At 72.6% G+C, this 15,689-nt stretch carries 14 protein-coding genes; 4 read left to right on the top strand and 10 right to left on the bottom strand.

The window, feature by feature from the left end; translation table 11 throughout:
• Window positions 1-2 precede the first annotated feature (2 nt).
• The 4 genes from PSH03_RS09405 to PSH03_RS09390 all read right to left on the bottom strand — a co-directional run bounded on the left by PSH03_RS09405 (window position 3) and on the right by PSH03_RS09390 (window position 4,661).
• A complete protein-coding gene (locus tag PSH03_RS09405) occupies window positions 3-1,106 on the bottom strand; it encodes an alpha-hydroxy acid oxidase (protein ID WP_238688985.1) in 1,104 nt (367 codons plus the stop codon).
• Window positions 1,099-2,094, bottom strand: a complete 996-nt coding sequence (gene lipP1 / locus PSH03_RS09400; protein ID WP_210784846.1) for a LipP1 family hormone-sensitive lipase — start codon at window positions 2,092-2,094, stop codon at window positions 1,099-1,101. The genes PSH03_RS09405 and lipP1 overlap by 8 nt, the downstream gene beginning before the upstream one ends.
• Window positions 2,095-2,101: 7 nt before the next feature.
• Window positions 2,102-3,313, bottom strand: coding sequence for a cytochrome P450 (locus tag PSH03_RS09395; RefSeq protein WP_238688875.1), 1,212 nt, complete (start codon window positions 3,311-3,313; stop codon window positions 2,102-2,104).
• Between the two features lie 70 nt (window positions 3,314-3,383).
• On the bottom strand, window positions 3,384-4,661 hold the full coding sequence (locus tag PSH03_RS09390; RefSeq protein WP_210784877.1) for an SGNH/GDSL hydrolase family protein: 1,278 nt from the start codon (window positions 4,659-4,661) through the stop codon (window positions 3,384-3,386).
• Window positions 4,662-4,974: 313 nt separating this feature from the next.
• Between PSH03_RS09390 and PSH03_RS09385 the strand changes: the two genes are divergently transcribed.
• The 4 genes from PSH03_RS09385 (at window position 4,975) to PSH03_RS09370 (ending at window position 9,518) form a co-directional block, all read left to right on the top strand.
• Window positions 4,975-6,534, top strand: coding sequence for an AMP-binding protein (locus PSH03_RS09385; protein WP_238688874.1), 1,560 nt, complete (start codon window positions 4,975-4,977; stop codon window positions 6,532-6,534).
• Window positions 6,531-7,754: an MFS transporter gene (locus PSH03_RS09380; protein WP_210784843.1), complete on the top strand. Its 1,224-nt coding sequence runs from the start codon at window positions 6,531-6,533 to the stop codon at window positions 7,752-7,754. Before PSH03_RS09385 ends, PSH03_RS09380 begins: the two co-directional genes overlap by 4 nt.
• 102 nt (window positions 7,755-7,856) lie before the next feature.
• Window positions 7,857-8,792, top strand: a complete 936-nt coding sequence (locus PSH03_RS09375) for a sialidase family protein (protein WP_238688873.1) — start codon at window positions 7,857-7,859, stop codon at window positions 8,790-8,792.
• Window positions 8,793-8,831: 39 nt separating this feature from the next.
• Window positions 8,832-9,518 carry an SGNH/GDSL hydrolase family protein gene (locus PSH03_RS09370; protein WP_238688872.1) on the top strand — a complete coding sequence of 229 codons (687 nt, stop codon included), beginning with the start codon at window positions 8,832-8,834 and terminating at the stop codon, window positions 9,516-9,518.
• On the opposite strand, the gene PSH03_RS09365 is transcribed toward PSH03_RS09370, so the two are convergent.
• From PSH03_RS09365 to hppD, 6 genes are read right to left on the bottom strand one after another with little or no spacing between them, the layout of a single operon-like run.
• The gene (locus PSH03_RS09365; RefSeq protein ID WP_238688871.1) at window positions 9,515-10,873 is read right to left on the bottom strand and encodes a hypothetical protein; all 1,359 of its coding nucleotides are present in this window, start codon (window positions 10,871-10,873) and stop codon (window positions 9,515-9,517) included. The genes PSH03_RS09370 and PSH03_RS09365 overlap by 4 nt on opposite strands.
• On the bottom strand, window positions 10,870-11,838 hold the full coding sequence (locus PSH03_RS09360) for an alpha-ketoacid dehydrogenase subunit beta (RefSeq protein WP_238688870.1): 969 nt from the start codon (window positions 11,836-11,838) through the stop codon (window positions 10,870-10,872). The genes PSH03_RS09365 and PSH03_RS09360 overlap by 4 nt, the downstream gene beginning before the upstream one ends.
• A 1-nt stretch (window position 11,839) precedes the next feature.
• Window positions 11,840-12,814 (bottom strand): thiamine pyrophosphate-dependent dehydrogenase E1 component subunit alpha, encoded by a 975-nt coding sequence (locus PSH03_RS09355; RefSeq protein WP_210784838.1) that lies wholly within the window; start codon window positions 12,812-12,814, stop codon window positions 11,840-11,842.
• Entirely contained in the window at window positions 12,811-13,602 is a 792-nt protein-coding gene (locus tag PSH03_RS09350; RefSeq protein ID WP_210784837.1) for a DUF3050 domain-containing protein, read from the bottom strand. Before PSH03_RS09350 ends, PSH03_RS09355 begins: the two co-directional genes overlap by 4 nt.
• Window position 13,603: 1 nt before the next feature.
• Window positions 13,604-14,533, bottom strand: coding sequence for a phytanoyl-CoA dioxygenase family protein (locus PSH03_RS09345; protein WP_210784836.1), 930 nt, complete (start codon window positions 14,531-14,533; stop codon window positions 13,604-13,606).
• On the bottom strand, window positions 14,530-15,621 hold the full coding sequence (gene hppD, locus PSH03_RS09340) for a 4-hydroxyphenylpyruvate dioxygenase (protein ID WP_210784835.1): 1,092 nt from the start codon (window positions 15,619-15,621) through the stop codon (window positions 14,530-14,532). Before hppD ends, PSH03_RS09345 begins: the two co-directional genes overlap by 4 nt.
• Window positions 15,622-15,689 lie beyond the last annotated feature (68 nt).

Raw genomic sequence — 15,689 nt, 5'->3', positions numbered from 1 at the left:
GCTCAGCCGACCCCGAGGGTGCGCAGCTCGGCGGCCGCCACCACGTCGGCGCAGCCGGCCAGGATGAGCGCGTCGGTCAACTCGGCCACGAGCAGCCCCAACGCGTCCCGGGCGGCCGGTTCGCCACCGGCTGCGAGGGCCCAGAGCAGCGGCCGGCCGACCAGCACCCCGGCCGCACCCAACGCCAGCGCCCGCAGCACGTCGGTGCCGCACCGGATGCCGCTGTCCAGCAGCACCTGGCAGTCGTCCCCGACCACGTCGACGACCTGCGGCAGCATGGTGACGCTCGCCGGTGAGCCGTCCAGTTGCCGCCCGCCGTGGTTGGAGACGACCACCGCGTCCGCGCCGACCCGTACCGCCTCGGTCGCGTCGCGCGGGTCCAGCAGCCCCTTGACCACCAGCGGCAGGTCGACCTGCTCGCGCAGCCACGCCAGGTCCGCCCAGCGCAGCGCCGGCGCGAACGACGCGGCGGTGTGCGCGGCGATCGCGGACACCCCGGGCGCACCGGCGTGCGCCAGCGCGTCGCGACCGTCGGGGAGGTTCGCGGCGACCACCTCGGTCGGCAGCCGGAACGCGTTGCGCAGGTCCCGGGGACGTCGGCCGAGCACCGGGACGTCCACGGTGACCACCAGCGCCCGGCACCCGGCCGCGACGACCCGGTCCAGCAGGTCGCGGACGAGCGCCCGGTCGCGCAGCCAGTAGAGCTGGAACCAGACGTCCGCGCCCACCCCGGTGACCTGTTCGATGGGGGTGCTGCCCAGCGTGCTGGCAAGGTACGGGATCCCTGCCGCGCCGGCCGCCGCCGCCAGACCCAGTTCTCCGTCCGGGTGCACCAACCGCTGGTACGCCATCGGCGCCACCCCGACCGGCATGGCGTACCGCCGGCCGAGCAGGTGGGTGCCGAGGTCGACGGTGTCCACCCCGCGCAGCACCCGGGGCAGCACCGCGACCCGGTCCAGCGCGCGACGGTTCGCGGCGAGGGTCACCTCGGACGCGCTGCCGCCGGCCAGGTAGTCCCACACGTCCGGCGGCAGCACGGCCCGGGCCCGCTCGGCGTAGTCGGCGAGCGACACGGCCGGCAGGTCGGCAAACACCCGCTCACCCATCGCCCGGCCCCGGACCCGTCGCGGCATCCGGCTCGGCCGGCTCATCCACCCCGCCCGGCCCGGCCGGCAGTCCGAAGCGCTCGCGGAGGAAGGCCGCGGCGCTTTCCTGCGCGCGCCGACCGTCGGTGAAGGTGCCCGGCATGGCGAAGAACCCGTGGATCATGCTCGGGTAGTGCTCCAGCCGGGTGGACACACCAGCGTCGCGCAGCCGCTCGGCGTACCGCTGCCCCTCGGCGCACAGGGGATCCAGTTCGGCGGTGACCACCAGCGCCGGCGGCAACCCGGACAGGTCGTCGGCGAGCAGCGGCGAGGCCAGCGGATCCTTCGCGTACGCCGGATCGGCCAGGTAGTGCGTCCGGTACCAGGCGACCGAACGGCTGTTGAACAGCGCCGGGTCGTCGTCCCCGGCCGGTTCGCCGCTCTGGTCGGTGTTCGGATAGACCAGCAACTGCGCGGCGAGCGGCGGCCCGTCCGTACGGCTGAGCAGGGTGACCGCGGCGGCCAGGTTCCCGCCGGCGCTGTCGCCTCCCACCGCCAGCCGGGTCGGGTCCACTCCCAGCTCGTCGGCGTGCCGGGCGATCCACGAGGTGGCGGCGTGGCAGTCGTGCACCGCAGCCGGGAAGGGGTGCTCCGGGGCGAGGCGGTAGCCGACGGTGATCACCTGACAGGGCACGGCGTTGGCCAGCCGCCGGCAGATGCCGTCGGCGGTGTCGATGCTGCCGAGCGTCCAGCCGCCGCCGAAGAAGTACAGCAGGGTGGGCAGCGGACCCGACCCGGTCGGCCGGTACACCCGCAGCCGCAGCTCACCGGCGGGCCCGGGGATCCGCTCGTCGCGTACCTCGGTCACCGGCTCGACCGCGCCGCTGCCGGCGCGGATCGCGGCCAGGTCCGCGGCGCGCGCCTCGGACAGGGTCTGTGCGTACAGCGGCGGGGTGCCGGCCGCGGCACGGGCCGCCCGGTAGGCCGCCACCTCCGGGTGCACTGCCATCTCGCTCCTATCCACCGGTGTTGACCAGCAACGTGTCGATGCCGCGTAGAAACAGGCTGCCGCTGTACGCCGGCGCCTCGGTGACCCTCAGCGCGGGGAACCGGGCGAACAGCCGGGGCAGCGCGAGGCGGCCCTCCAACCGCGACACCGCCGCGCCGAGGCAGAAGTGCGGGCCCACCCCGAAGGCCAGCGACGGCGGGCCGCAACGGGTCGGGTCGAAGGTGTCCGGAGCCGGGAAGCGGGCCGGGTCGCGGTTGGCCGCCCCGATCATGATGAGCACGTTGTCGTCAGTGGCGACCGGCACGCCGTGCAGCACCGTGTCGGTCGGCGCGGCGCGGGCCAGGAAGTGCACGGGGCTCGCCAACCGCAGCACCTCGTCGACGCAGCCCTGCGCCAGCGTGGCGTCGGTGGGCAGCGCCGCGACGGTCTGCGGGTGGGCCAGCAGCAACGGCAGCCCGTTGCTGAACATGTAGACCGTGGTGACGAAGCTGGCGTTGAACAGCACGATCAGGTTGCTGACCAACTCCTCCTCGGTCAGCTCCACCTCCCCGGAGTCGAGCGCCTCGACCAACGCGCTGAGCAGGTCGTCGCCGGGCACCCGGCGGCGGTGCCCGAGCAGCTCCCGGTAGAAGGCCCGCAACTCCCGCGCGGCGGTGTTGGCCGCGGCCAGCCGCTGCGGGGTCTTCCCCGCCACGTCCAGGAACTCGTCGATCCACTCCACCCGCTCGCGGTACCACTGCAACTCCGCTGCCGGGATGCCGATGAACTCGGCCATCACCAGCGCCGGAATCGGGTACGCGAAGTCGGCCACGAAGTCGACGACGCCCTCCCCGGCGTCCGCCATCCGGTCCAGCAGCTCGTCCACCACCCGCAGGATCACCGGTTCCAGCGCGCCGAGCCGGCGCGGCGTGAAGGTGCGGGAGAAGACGTGCCGCATCCGGGTGTGATCGGGCGGGTTGACGAACATCATCGAGGTCTGGAAAGTCCGCAGGATCTCCTGCTCCTCCCAGCCCGGCGGCGGCTGCTTCGTCCACTCCGGATCGCGCAGCAGCCCGTCGACCAGGTCGTAGCCGACCGCGACGGCGGTCACCGTCCGGTGCTCGGCGCGGGCCGGCAGCGCGCTGATCGGGCCGAGCCGGTGCAGGTCCGCGTACCACGGGTACGGGTCCTGTCTGCCCTCCTCGCTGTACAGGCCGGTGAGTATCTCGTCCACGTCCACGGCCAACTCCTCCCCCCGCCGATGTCGGTGACCGGGGGCAGCGGGGATCACCCGCCGCCCCCGGCCCATGTCACAGGTCGAGCAGCCGCAGCGGCACGGCGTTTGCCAGTGCCTGGTTGCCGGCGTCGTTCGGGTGGATGTGGTCCCCCGAGTCGTACGCGGGCAGCAGTTGGCTGGGCCGTGCCGGGTCGCGCAGCACCCGGTCGAAGTCGAGCAGCCCGTCGAACTCCCGACTGCCGCGCAGGTACGCGTTCACCGCCTGGCGGGTGGCCTCCTTCTGCGGCGTCCACACGCCCGGCGCGCCGTGCCCCTCGTACGGCGTCAGCGTGGCCACCAGGCTGGTCAGCCCGCGCTGCTGGAGCTGCTGGTTGATCTGCCGCAGCGTGCCGATGATCGCCTCGGGTGAGTCGTTCGACATCCAGATGTCGTTGATGCCCAGGTGGGTGACGACGGTACGCACCCCGGTCTGGCCGAACACGTCCTCGTTGAGCCGGGCCGCCGCGTTCGGGCCGAGCTGGTAGTAGCCCGGGTAGTTGCCGTCGCCCGGCTCGGTGCCCTCGTGGTTGAGCCGGTTGCCGGCCAGGCTCAGGTTGAGCACGCCCGGGGTGCGCCGGTCCGGCCGGTCGGCGAGCAGCCGGTCGGAGAGCAGGTCGGGCCAGCGCCGGTTGGCGTTTACGGTGCTGCCATTGCCGTCGCCGATGGAGTCGCTGAGCACTACCAGCGCGCCGGGGCTGCCCTTGCGCTGCACGTCGACGCCGGAGAGGAAGAACCAGCAGCAGGTCGGACGGGTGGTGAACCCGGTGCCCTCGGCCACCCCGGTCAGATCCCCGGCGCCGATGAAGTTGGCCTGCTGGGACTGCCCGTGGAACGTGGTCGGGCCGGTCGGCGTCGGGAAGTGCACTGTGACCACCAGGTCGCTGTCGTCAGCGACCGGGAAGGCCAACGGGTCGCTGAGCAGTTCGGCGCCCCGGTTCATGGTCGCCGTGGTGGCACCGGTGAAGGTCAGCGGGCGTACCGAGGCGGCGTCGATGTCGGAGAGGTCGTCGGGGGTCGCGGTGTTCGGCCGGGCCACTGTGGCGCGTCCTACCTTGACCGCCTGCTCGCCGTAGAGGTTGCTCAGGCGGACCCGCAGTGCCGGGCCGCCCACGGAGACGTGCACGATCATCCGGACGCTCTGGTCGTTGAGGCCGGTGTTGGTCAACCCGACCGAGTTGCCCCGGGTGACAGCGGTGGCCCAGCTGCCCGCCCACTCGGCGCGGTCGGGTCGGCTGGCGGCGGTGCCGGACGGACCGGCGCTGGCGACGACGGCGGGTGCGCCGGCGATCAACAGCGCGGCCGCAGCGGCGATGACATGCCATCTCTTCGGGGTTGCCGTTGCCATGGAACCTCCATCGTGTGGCAGCCCAGGGCCGTCCGCTGACGGCGCCCGCCTGGACGATGGTCCAGAAACCTAGCCGCCGCCGCTGACAGGCGTCAATCAACCTGATCGACGCGATCAAATGTCCGGCGGGACGCTCGGACCGCCCGTCGGCACGGTTTCGACCAGCCGTTTCCCGCCTAGGCTTCCAGGCGGCGGCGGAGCGGTCGCCCGAGCGCGCCACCGTCGCGTCGTCACCGGGAGCTGCCCGGGGACCGCCGCTTTCTCGGATGGGGGCTGCCGGATGACTGACGGACCCGGGCACACCACTACCTACGTGCACAGGGTGTTGGACCTCTTCGCCGAATTCGGCGACCGGGAGGCGTTGGTCGGCGCCGATCGGCGACTCACCTACGCCGAGGCCGCCGCGCGGGTCCGGGCGATGGCCGCGACGTTGACCCGGCATGGCGTACGGCCGGGGTCGGCGGTGTTGGTGACCGTGGCGAACACGGTGGAGGGTCCACTGCTGCAACTGGCCCTGCACCTGCTCGGCTGCCGGACGATGTGGGTCGCCCCGGTGACCGCGCGCCGGGAGGTCGACGAGTTCATCCGGTTGGCTCGCCCGGACGCCCTGGTCTACGACGCCCGGGACGGGGCCAGCCTGGGCCCGGAGCTGGCCGTCGCGCTGCCCGGCACACCGGTCTGCTGTCTGGGCGCGGGTGGCGCCGGCCCTGACCTCACCGCCGACACCGACGTGGCGGAGCTGCCGGCGTCCGTGCCGGCGCCCGAGTCGTTCCTGCAGACCAGTGGCACCACCGGCAGCCCCAAGCTGGTGCACCACCGGGAGAGCTTCTACGCCCAGATCCTCGCCCTTGCCGCCGACTTCCGCGCCGCCGGGTTCCCGTTGCTTCGACACCTGTCGCACTCGCCGATGTGGCTGGCCAGCGGGCAGATCACCACACTGTTCAACCTGTTCACCGGCGGGGTGCTGTTCCTGCGCGACGACTGGGACCCGGTGGCCTTCGTGGACACCGTGCAACGGGAGCGGATCAACTCGACCTTCGTCACCCCGCCGATGCTTTACGAGGTGTTGGACCACCCGGCGCTGGTGGGCGCGGACTTCTCCGCCATGTTCATGTTCAACGTGGGCGCCGGGCCCGCCGCGCCCGCCCGGCTGCGCCAGGCCATCGCGCGGTTCGGTCCGGTGCTGCGCATCGTGTACGGCCTCAGCGAGGCGGTCGTGATCACCGCGCTGCCCGGGCTGACCGACGATCCGGAGCACCCGGAGCGGTTGCGCTCCTGCGGGCGGCCCTACGGCGACGTCCGCATCGAGATCCGCGACGACGACGGCGCGGTGCTGCCGACCGGCCGCGACGGCGAGGTGTGGGTGCGGACCCGACTGAGCTTCGCCGGCTACCACGGTCAGCCCGAGCTGACCGCGCAGACGCTCGTCGACGGGTGGGTGCGAACCCGCGACATCGGCCACCTCGACGACGACGGCTACCTCTACCTCGTCGACCGGGCCCACGACATGATCGTCACGCATCGCCGGAACTGGGCGATCTTCTGCCGTCCCATCGAGGACGTGCTGGTCGGGCACTCCCAGGTACGGGCCGCCGCCGTGATCGGCGTGCCGGACGAGACGGTCGGCGAGGTGCCGTACGCGTACGTGGTGCTCGGGCCGGGCGCGACGGTCACCGGGGCGGAACTGATCGACCTGGTGACCGCCGAACTCAACGAGATGTGGGCGCCGGCCGCTGTGGAGTTCCTCGACCGGCTGCCGGTGAACCGGTCGATGAAGGTGGACAAGCGGGCGCTGCGCGCGCGGTACGCGGCCCGTCGGGCGGCGGCGGTCGGGGCGTGACCCCCCGCCGACAACTGGTCGTCCTGGTCAGCGCGGACCTGATCTCCAACCTGGGCACCCGCATCTCGGTGGTGACCATTCCGTGGCTGGTGCTGGTCACCACCGGCAGCCCCACCAAGATGGGTCTTGTCGCGTTCGCCGAGACCCTGCCCTACCTGCTGTCCAGCGCGTTGGGCACGCCGTGGGCGGACCGGATCGGCCTGCGCCGTACCTCGATCCTCTGCGACGCGGGCAGCGCGGTGGTGATGGTCGTCGTGGCACTGACCCCGTGGTTGGGCTTCGTCCCGCTGGTGGCGCTCGTCGCGGTGGCCGGCGCGCTGCGGGGCATCGGGGACCGGGTGAAGCACGTGATGTTCCGCCCGGTCGCGGAGGCCGCCGGAGTGCCGCTGATCCGGCTGACCTCCGCGTACGACGGGCTCAGCCGGGTGGTGACACTGTTCGGCGCCGCAGTGGGCGGCCTGCTGATCGCTGTCTTCGGGGTGACCGAGGCGATCCTCATCGACGCGGCCAGCTTCGGGGTCTGCGCGCTGCTCATCGGTGTCCTGGTCCGCCCGCCGGCCGTCCCGACGCAACCCACCCAGCCGGAAGGTTACCTGCGCGCCCTGCGGGGTGGCTTCAGTTACCTGGGCCGGGACCGGCCGCTGCTCGGCATGCTCGCCGTCATCTCGGCGCTGAACATGGTGGCCAACGCGAGCGTGGCCGTCTACATCCCGGTCTGGGTCGCCCGGGAGCTGCCCGGCCCGAGCGGTCTCGGCCTGGTGCTGGCGGCGTTCTCGGCGGGCGCGCTGCTGGGCAACCTGGTGTTCACCGCGCTCGGGCCCCGGCTGCCCCGGCGGCTGACGTTCCTGGTCGGCGCGCTGGTCGCCGGCACGCCCCGGCTGGTGGCGCTGGCGATCAGCGACGAGCTGCCGGTGGTGCTCGTGGTGACGTTCCTGTCCGGAATCGGCATCGCGGCGGTCAACCCGCTGCTCGGCGTGGCGCTCTACGAGCGGGTGCCACCGGAGTTGCAGACCCGGGTGATCGGCATCGCCGGTTCGTTGGCGTTCGTCGGGTTGCCGGTCGGCGCGCTGCTCGGCGGCTGGTCGGTGGACGCTCTGGGATTCACCCCGGCCCTGCTGACCATGGCGGCGGCGTGCCTGGTGGTCACCGCGTACCCGCTGCTGAGCAGGGCCTCCGGCCCGGAGACGCCGGCGCGGCCCACCCCCGTCACCACCCGGTAAAGCGCGCGCGTTGTTCGTCGGACGTTCGGCTGCTGGCCGCGCGGGCGTCGACCGGGGACGGCTAGCGTCGACCGTCGTCACCGCACCTGGAGGTCGCCGCGTATGACGTCACCCACCCGCCGCCGCACCGCCGAGGTCACCGCCGTACGCCGGATCGGCGACAGCGCGCCGCACAGCGCGTTCACCGACCTGGTCCGGTACGCCGGACGTTGGTTCTGCGCCTTCCGGGAGGCCCGCACCCACCTCAGTGACGACGGCGTGATCCGGGTTCTGACGTCGACGGACGGTCGGTCCTGGACCTCCGCGACGGTCATCGCGCAGGCCGGCACCGACCTGCGCGATCCGCGCTTCGTGGCACGACCCGACGGGCGGCTGCAACTGCTGGCGGCGGCCGCCACCGGCGCGGTCACCAAGACGTTCCAGACGGTGACCTGGCTCTCCACCGACGGGCACGCCTGGGGCGGTCCGACCCAGGTGGGCGAGCCGGGCGTCTGGGTGTGGCGGGCGGCCTGGCACGACGACGCGATGTACGGCGTCGGCTACGGCACCCGGGAGCCGAGGTTCGCCCGGCTCTACCGGAGCACGGACGGGGTGGACCTGCGGCAGTGGGTGCCGATGCTGTTCGAGGACGGGTACCCCAACGAGTCCGGTCTGGTCTTCGCCCCGGACGGCACCGCCCTCTGCCTGCTGCGGCGGGACGCGGGCACCGCGAGCGCGCAGCTCGGCCGGGCCGTGCCGCCGTACCGGGACTGGACCTGGACGGATCTCGGTGTCCAGGTGGGCGGGCCGACGCTGCTCCGGCTGCCCGACGGGCTGCTGCTGGCCGGGGTGCGGCTGCACGACGGCGAGGTCCGCACCGCGATCTGCGTCGTCGACCCGGACCGGGGCGAGCTGACCGAGCTGGTCGCGCTGCCGTCCGGCGGCGACACCAGCTACCCCGGCCTGGTCTGGCACGACGACCTGCTCTGGGTGAGCTACTACTCGTCGCACGAGGGGCGGACCTGTGTCTACCTGGCCGAGGTCAGCCTGACCGGCTGAGCCTGGCCGGGCAGCCCGGCGGTCGGCTAGCGTGCCGGCATGCCATCGACGCTCACCGAATCGACGGACCCGTACTGTCTGCGCCCCGGGGAGGCTGCCGAGCTGCTGAACGGGCACCCGTGGCGGCGGTTCGTGGCGCTCGGCGACAGCGTCGTGGAGGGCATGTGTGAGCCGACACCGGGCTACCCGGACGTGCAGTGGGTCGACCGGGTCGCCGCCGAGCTGACCGCCGTGCGCCCCGAGTTGGCGTACCGGAATCTGGGTCGACGCGGGCTGCGCGCGCACCAGGTGCGGGCCACCCAGCTCGCCCCGGCGCTGGCGTTCGCACCGGACCTGGCGCTGGTCGTCTGCGGGGGCAACGACGCCTTCCACCCGGCATACGACGCGGAGGCGGTGGACGCCGAGCTGACCGCGATGATCATCGGGCTGCGCGACGTGGGCGCCGACGTGATCACAGTTGGCATGTTCGACGTCTCGCACAGCCCGGCGGTGCCCGCGCACCTGCGGCCCGGCCTGGGCGACCGAATGCGCCGCCTGTCGGCCCACACGGCAAGCCTGGCCGAGCGCCTGAACACCATCCACGTGCACCTGACCGACCATCCCCTGACGGCCGACCCCACCCTCTACAGCACCGACGGCCGCCACGGCAGCGCCCGCAGCGACGCCGTGGCCACCGCCGAAACCCTCCGCGCCCTGTCCACCCGCCATCCCCTCCGGCGCGGTTAGTCGGTTAGGAGGATTCCGGTTAGGAGGACGCCGTGGGCCAGGTTGAGGACGCCGTCGCAGCCGGGGTAGCCGACCCTCGCCAGGCCGCCGGAGGCGTGCCGACCGAACAGGTACGGGGCCAGGGAGTACGGGACGTCGGCGGTGACCGTCTCACCCGTCTCGATCTGGACGAAGTCCATCGACACCCGGTCGGTCGGCAGGTACTCCTGGAGGATGGCGCCGCCCTGGTCGACGGCGGCCCGCACACCGTCGGCCCAGTCCGCCGCGCTCAACTCCGGGCCGAGCAGCACACCGTGCCCGGCCGAACCGTCGGCCGGCTTCGCCACCAACGTGGCCTGATCGGCGATGGCCCGGTCGAGCACCGCGGCGGTCAACGGCACCGTGTACGGCACGTGCCGGCGGATCAGTGCCTGGTCGTCGGCGGGCAGCCCGGCCACGTCCTCCCACAGCCAGGCGAACGTGGTCTTGTTGCCGAGCAGCCAGGCCGCCGCCGACACGAACATCGGCAGGGTGCCGGCGGCGAGGGCCACGGCCACCGCGTCCAGACCGGCGGTCGGGGTGACCCGGTTGGGCACGAACAACCGGAACAGCGCGTCGACCGGGGCGCCGTCGACGACCAGACGGTTGTCGGCGTCCACTGTGGCGGTGGCGACCGGGGCGATGACCAGGTCGATGCCGAAGTCCCGGGCCCGTACGGCGAGGGGGTCGAGGATCCGGATGAACGTCTGCGGGTCGTCGAGGCCCGGGTAGTCGCCGTCGAAGTCCATCAGCAGCGCCACCCGGGCGCCCTCGGGCAGCCGCAGCTCCTCGCGGATCGCGACGAACCGCTGGTCCAGCAGCGACGGCGCGGCCCGCACCGGCAGGTCGTCGAGGATGCCGTGCTCCCGGTAGAGGCCCTCGTACCGCTGGATGACGGTGTCGGCGTCGAACCCACCGCCGAGGCTGCTGTCGATGTTGTACTCGACGAACTTCGGCACCCCGGCGGAGAAGATCACGTCCGGGCGGTACGCGGCCAGCAGCGCCTCGGTCAGCGGCTCGGCCTCGTCCAGCAGCCGGGTCTCCCCCGCCGGTACGCCGAGCAGCCGGCGCAGCTCGCCGGCGGTGCCGGCCCGCCGACGGCAGGCGTCGAGGATGAGCTGGGCGAGCCGGTCGCAGACCTCGTTGAGTTCCCGCCAGGCGTCGGCGGTGAGCACCGGGGGTCGGGCCAACCGCCACTGCTTGTTGTAGGTGGCCCGGCCGTGGAAGAGCTGCTCCCAGGCCGCCGCCCCACTGGCCACCATGGCCCGACGGCCCGGCTCCGGAAGGTCGGTCCAGGCCCGGTCGGCCGCCGGCCACGGATAGTTCGGGTCGATCATGATCCGTCCTTCACGGTCAGGTGGATGGCGGTGGCGAGCTGGTCCCGGCCGGGTTGGACGGCCCGGTCCAGTGCCGGGGCGAACGGCAGCACCGCCCCGTCCGGGCGGGTGACCCGGCGCGGCGGCGCGAGCAACCGGACCCGCTCCACCACGCTCGCGATGATCTCGGCGGCCATTCCGCAGGAACGGTTGCCGTCGTCGAGCACCACGAGGCGTCCGGTGCGGGCCACCGACTCGGTGAGACCGTCGATGTCGAACGGGTACAGGGTGCGCGGGTCGAACACCTCCACCGAGACCTGGTCGGCCAACTCCTCGGCGACGGCGAGCGCGTCGTGCACCAGGTGCCCGATCGCGACCACCGTCACGTCGTCGCCGAAGCGGTGGATCCGGCCCCGGCCCAGCGGCACCGGCGTCAGGTCGTCGACGTCGTCGCGCAGGTCCATCGCGCCGGCCGGCGCGAACACCACCACCGGGTCGTCGTGGCGGATCGCGGTGACCAGCAGCCCGTACGCGTCGGCCGGGGTGGCCGGCACGACGGTGACCACGCCGACGTGGGAGAAGAGGCTGTACGGGTGGTCGGAGTGCTGCCCGGCCCACCCGGTACGCGAGCCGGAGCCGGGCACCAGGTAGGTGACGGGGACACTGCACTGCCCGCCGGTCATCAACGGGAACTTGTGCGCGTGGTTGACGATCTGCTCGAAGACCAGGAACAGCAGCGACGGGATCTGGAACTCGACCACCGGCCGCAGCCCGGCCAGCGCGGCACCGGTGGCGAAGCTGGTGAACGCCTGCTCCGACAGGGGGGTGTCGCGGACCCGTTCGGCGCCGAACCGCTTGGCCAGCCCGGTGGTCACCAGCGACGCCCCGACCCGAACGTCCTCGCCGAGCAGGAACACCGCCTCGTCACGGGCCAACTCGTCACCGAGGGCCCGGGTCAGCGCCCGGCGGTACGACAGTCGGGGCACCTCAGCCACCTCCGGTGCGGGCGGTCAGGCCGCTGGCGTACAGGTAGGTCAACGCCTCGGCCGGGTCGGGTTCCGGGCTGTCCAGGGCGAACCGCACCGCCGCGTCGAGGGTCGCCTCGACCTCGGCGTCCACGGCGGCGCGATCGGCGTCGGCGAGGCGTTCACCCTGGATGCGCACCGGGTCACGGACCCGACCACGGGTCACCTCGTCGGGTGGGCGATAGTCGTCGAGGCGTACCGCGTGTTCGAAGGTGTGGTGGACGTCGAAGCGGTAGGTCCGGGCCTCGATCAGCTCGGGGCCGCCGCCGGCGCGCATCCGGTCGACGGCGGCGCACGCGGCGACGCGTACCGTCTCGGGGTCCTGGCCGTCGACGCGCACGGCCGGGATGTCGAACGCGGCGGCCCGCCCGGCGATGCTGCCGGCCACCGCGCCGGCGACCGGCATGGTGGTGGCGTAACCGTTGTTCTCGCAGACGAACAGCACCGGCACCCGCCAGAGCGCGGCCAGGTTGAACGCCTCCAGCAGCATCCCCTCGTTGACCGCGCCGTCGCCGAAGAAGCTCACCCCGACGGTGTCGCGGCCCCGGCGGCGGTGGGCCCAGACCGCGCCCGTGATGATCGCCCCGGAGGCGCCGACGATCGCGTTGGCGCCGAGCACGCCGATACTCAGGTCGGCGGCGTGCATCGAACCGCCCCGGCCGGCGTTGAGGCCGGTGACCCGGCCGCACAACTCGGCGAGCATCCGGGCCGGGTCGGCCCCGCGGGCCAGGACGTGCCCGTGCCCCCGATGGGTGCCGGCGAGCACGTCGTCGGCGCCCAGCGCGGCGCAGACGCCGGCGGCGATCCCCTCCTGACCGAGGTACGGGTGGATGCCGCCGACGATCTGCCCGCCGTGGACCAGCTCCACCGCCCGTTCCTCGAACCGGCGGATCAGCCGGACCGTGCGGTAGAGCCGGACCGGGTCGGCGTCGGTCACGCGGGCCCCTTGATGGCGGCCAGGATGTCGTCCCAGAGCCGGGCCCTGGCGGCGAGGGCGGTGTTGACCGTGTCGGCGCACTCCTGCCACTTGGTGTCGTCGTCGCCGCACAGGTCGGCGAGCATCTGCATGGCCATCGGGGTGTGCTGCTCGCCGTCGACCTCGATGTGCCGCTCCAGGTAGTCGACGAACGTGTGCAGCCGGTTGCTGTGCTCGTTGACCGAGACGACCTGGGTGAACATGTCCGGGATCAGGTCCTCCCGGCCGAACGCGAAGGCCGCCGCCTGGCAGTGCACCGGGGTGGACTCGATGATCTGCCAGGTGGTCGCGGCGAACCTCGCCGACGCGGCCGGCACCCCGGCCTCGGCGAGCGCCTCGGTGACCGGCCGGCCGGCGCGCAGCAGGTCGATGAGCGCGTTCACCGCCGTGGTGTCCGCGCCGGCCTCGGCCATGCCCTGCACGTACAGCTCGAAGTGGCTGATGTAGCCGCCGCCCAGCTCGTCGCTCTCCTCGACCATGACGATGTCGTTGATGAGGCGGCGGCTGCCGGTCGGGCCGGTCGGGATCCACGGCACGCTGACGCAGGTCAGCTGTCGTTGCAGCGACTTCAGCAGGGACATGAAGTCCCAGACCGCGAAGACGTGGTGCCGCATGAAGGTGACCAGCGCCTCGTGGGTGTCGAGGTTGGCGTAGAGCGGGTGTTTGACCACGGCGTCGCGCCTGTCGGTCACCGCCCGCTCCAACCGCTCGATGCCCGGGTGCGTCTTACCCCAGTCGTACCGTGACATGTCAGCCTCCCTGCTGGGCGCGGTGGCGCCAGATGATCGGGCAGTAGTCCGGGTCCGCGTAGTCCGGCCGCCCGTCGTGGGTGCGGCGGACCAGCACGTCGTGGTTGTACGCGGCGAGCGTGCCGTCGGAGAGCGGATACTCCCGCCAGGCGTTGTCGCCGTCCTGCAGGTGCAGCGAGATCGCCTGTCGGGGGCGACCGCTGACGTTGGGGCCGCTGCCGTGGTAGGTGCGGCAGTGGTGGAAGCTCACGTGTCCCTTGGGGATCACCATCGGGATCTTGCGGATCTCCGCGCCGTTGTACGCGGCGTTCTCGGCCAGCATCTCCTCCAGCTGGCTGCGCTCCCGGTCGGCGAAGTGGCGCACCACCGTGTCGTCCGCGCCGATCTCCTTCCACCGGTGCGAACCGTCGACCATGGTGATGGTGCCCATCTCCTCCCCGCAGTCGTGGAAGGGGATGAACGCGGTGAGCATCTTCTCCGACGACGAGGACGCCCAGTAGTGCTTGTCGAAGTGCCAGGGCACTATGTTGCTCGGTTCGCCGGAGATCGGCGGCTTGTAGATCAGAGTGGACTGGAAGACCCGGATCTCGTCGGCCTGGGCGAGCCGGGCGGCGACCGCGCCGAGCAGCGGCTTGCGCAGGATCGCGCCGAGCCCGTCGTGTTCGTGGTGGACGTAGTCGTTGTGCCGCTGCACCGGGCCCTTCGATGGCTCCCAGTAGGCCAGCTTCGGTGGGCGTACCGGCAGCCGCCGGTCCCGCTCCCCGTCGTAGTAGCGCTGCGTGGCGGCGGCGAGGGCGTCCACCTCGTCGTCGGTGAGCACCTTTTTCGACAGGTACCAGCCGTGCTCGGCGTAGTGCCGCACGTCGTCGTCGGACGGCAGCAGCGCCCGCTCCTCGGCGGTCAACGTCGGCTCGTACTCCGTGACGGTCATGCCCCCACCCCCTGTGGTGTGGCCGCCACGGCGGCCAGTTCCCGCTCCTTGGCCTCGTAGAGCGCCTTGATGTTGCCGCTGCCGAAGCCGCGCGCGCCGCGTCGCTCGATCAGCTCCAGGAAGAGCGTGCGACGCACGTGCATCGACTCGGCGAAGATCTGCAACAGCTGGCCGTCGTGGTCGGAGTCGACGAGCACACCCAGCTCGCGCAGCCGGTGCAGTGGGGCGTCGATCCGACCGACCCGCGCCTCCAGGGCGTCGTAGTAGCTGGCGGGGGTGCCGGCGAAGCGCACCCCGCGCCGGCCCAGCGCCTCGACCGCGCCGACGATGTCGTCGGTGCGCAGCCCCAGGTGCTGCACTCCCCCACCGGCGTGCTGGTCGAGGAACGCGTCGATCTGCCCAGGCCGCCGGGTGCGGTCCGGTTCGAGCAACACCACTGTGACCCGCCCGGACGGGCTCTGCACCACCTTGGAGTTCATTCCCTGTCCGTCGACCTCGATGTGCTCCTCGAAGATCTGCGCGAAGCCGAACAGCGCCTCGAAGTGCCGGACCGTCTCGTCGAGCTGGCCGGGCGGCACGCAGACCGCCAGGTGGTCGATCTCGGCGAGCACCGGCGGATGACCGTCCGTCGTGGACGCCGCCGCGGTGATGGCGCCGGGCAGGAACTCGCCCCCCTCGCCCCGGCGCTGCACCAGCCGGTGCCGCACGTCGGCGAAACCGTCCACCTCGGCGATCACCACCTCGGCGTCCGCGCCGGTGCGGGTGGTCGGCGGCGTCACCCCGGTCGCGCCCCGGGCCACCAGCTCGGCGTACGCGGCCGGCACGTCGTCGACCTCGACCGCGACGACCCCGATGCCGTCACCGTGGCGTTGCACGTACCGCGACGCCGGATGCTCGGCGCTCAGCCCGGAGGTGAGCAGCAACCGGATGTCGCCGTGGCAGAGCAGCAGCGAGCGCTGCCCCGCCAGCCCGGTCTCCGGACCACCCTGGCCACAGATCTCGAAGCCGACGGCGGTGCTGAAGTAGAAGGCCGCCTGTCGGGCGTCCCCCACGTAGAGTTCGATGTGATCGATACCACGGATGTCCATGTCCCCTGAAACCCTTCCCACCCGATTCCCCTGCTTGCCCCGTCCGGGCACAACCCGCCCGGAATGCC

The organism is Micromonospora salmantinae (genome assembly GCF_022230905.1).
In the GTDB taxonomy this organism is placed as follows: domain Bacteria; phylum Actinomycetota; class Actinomycetes; order Mycobacteriales; family Micromonosporaceae; genus Micromonospora; species Micromonospora salmantinae.
The sequence above is the reverse complement of the archived record's forward strand: the minus strand, read 5'-3'. Positions and strand labels throughout refer to the sequence as shown.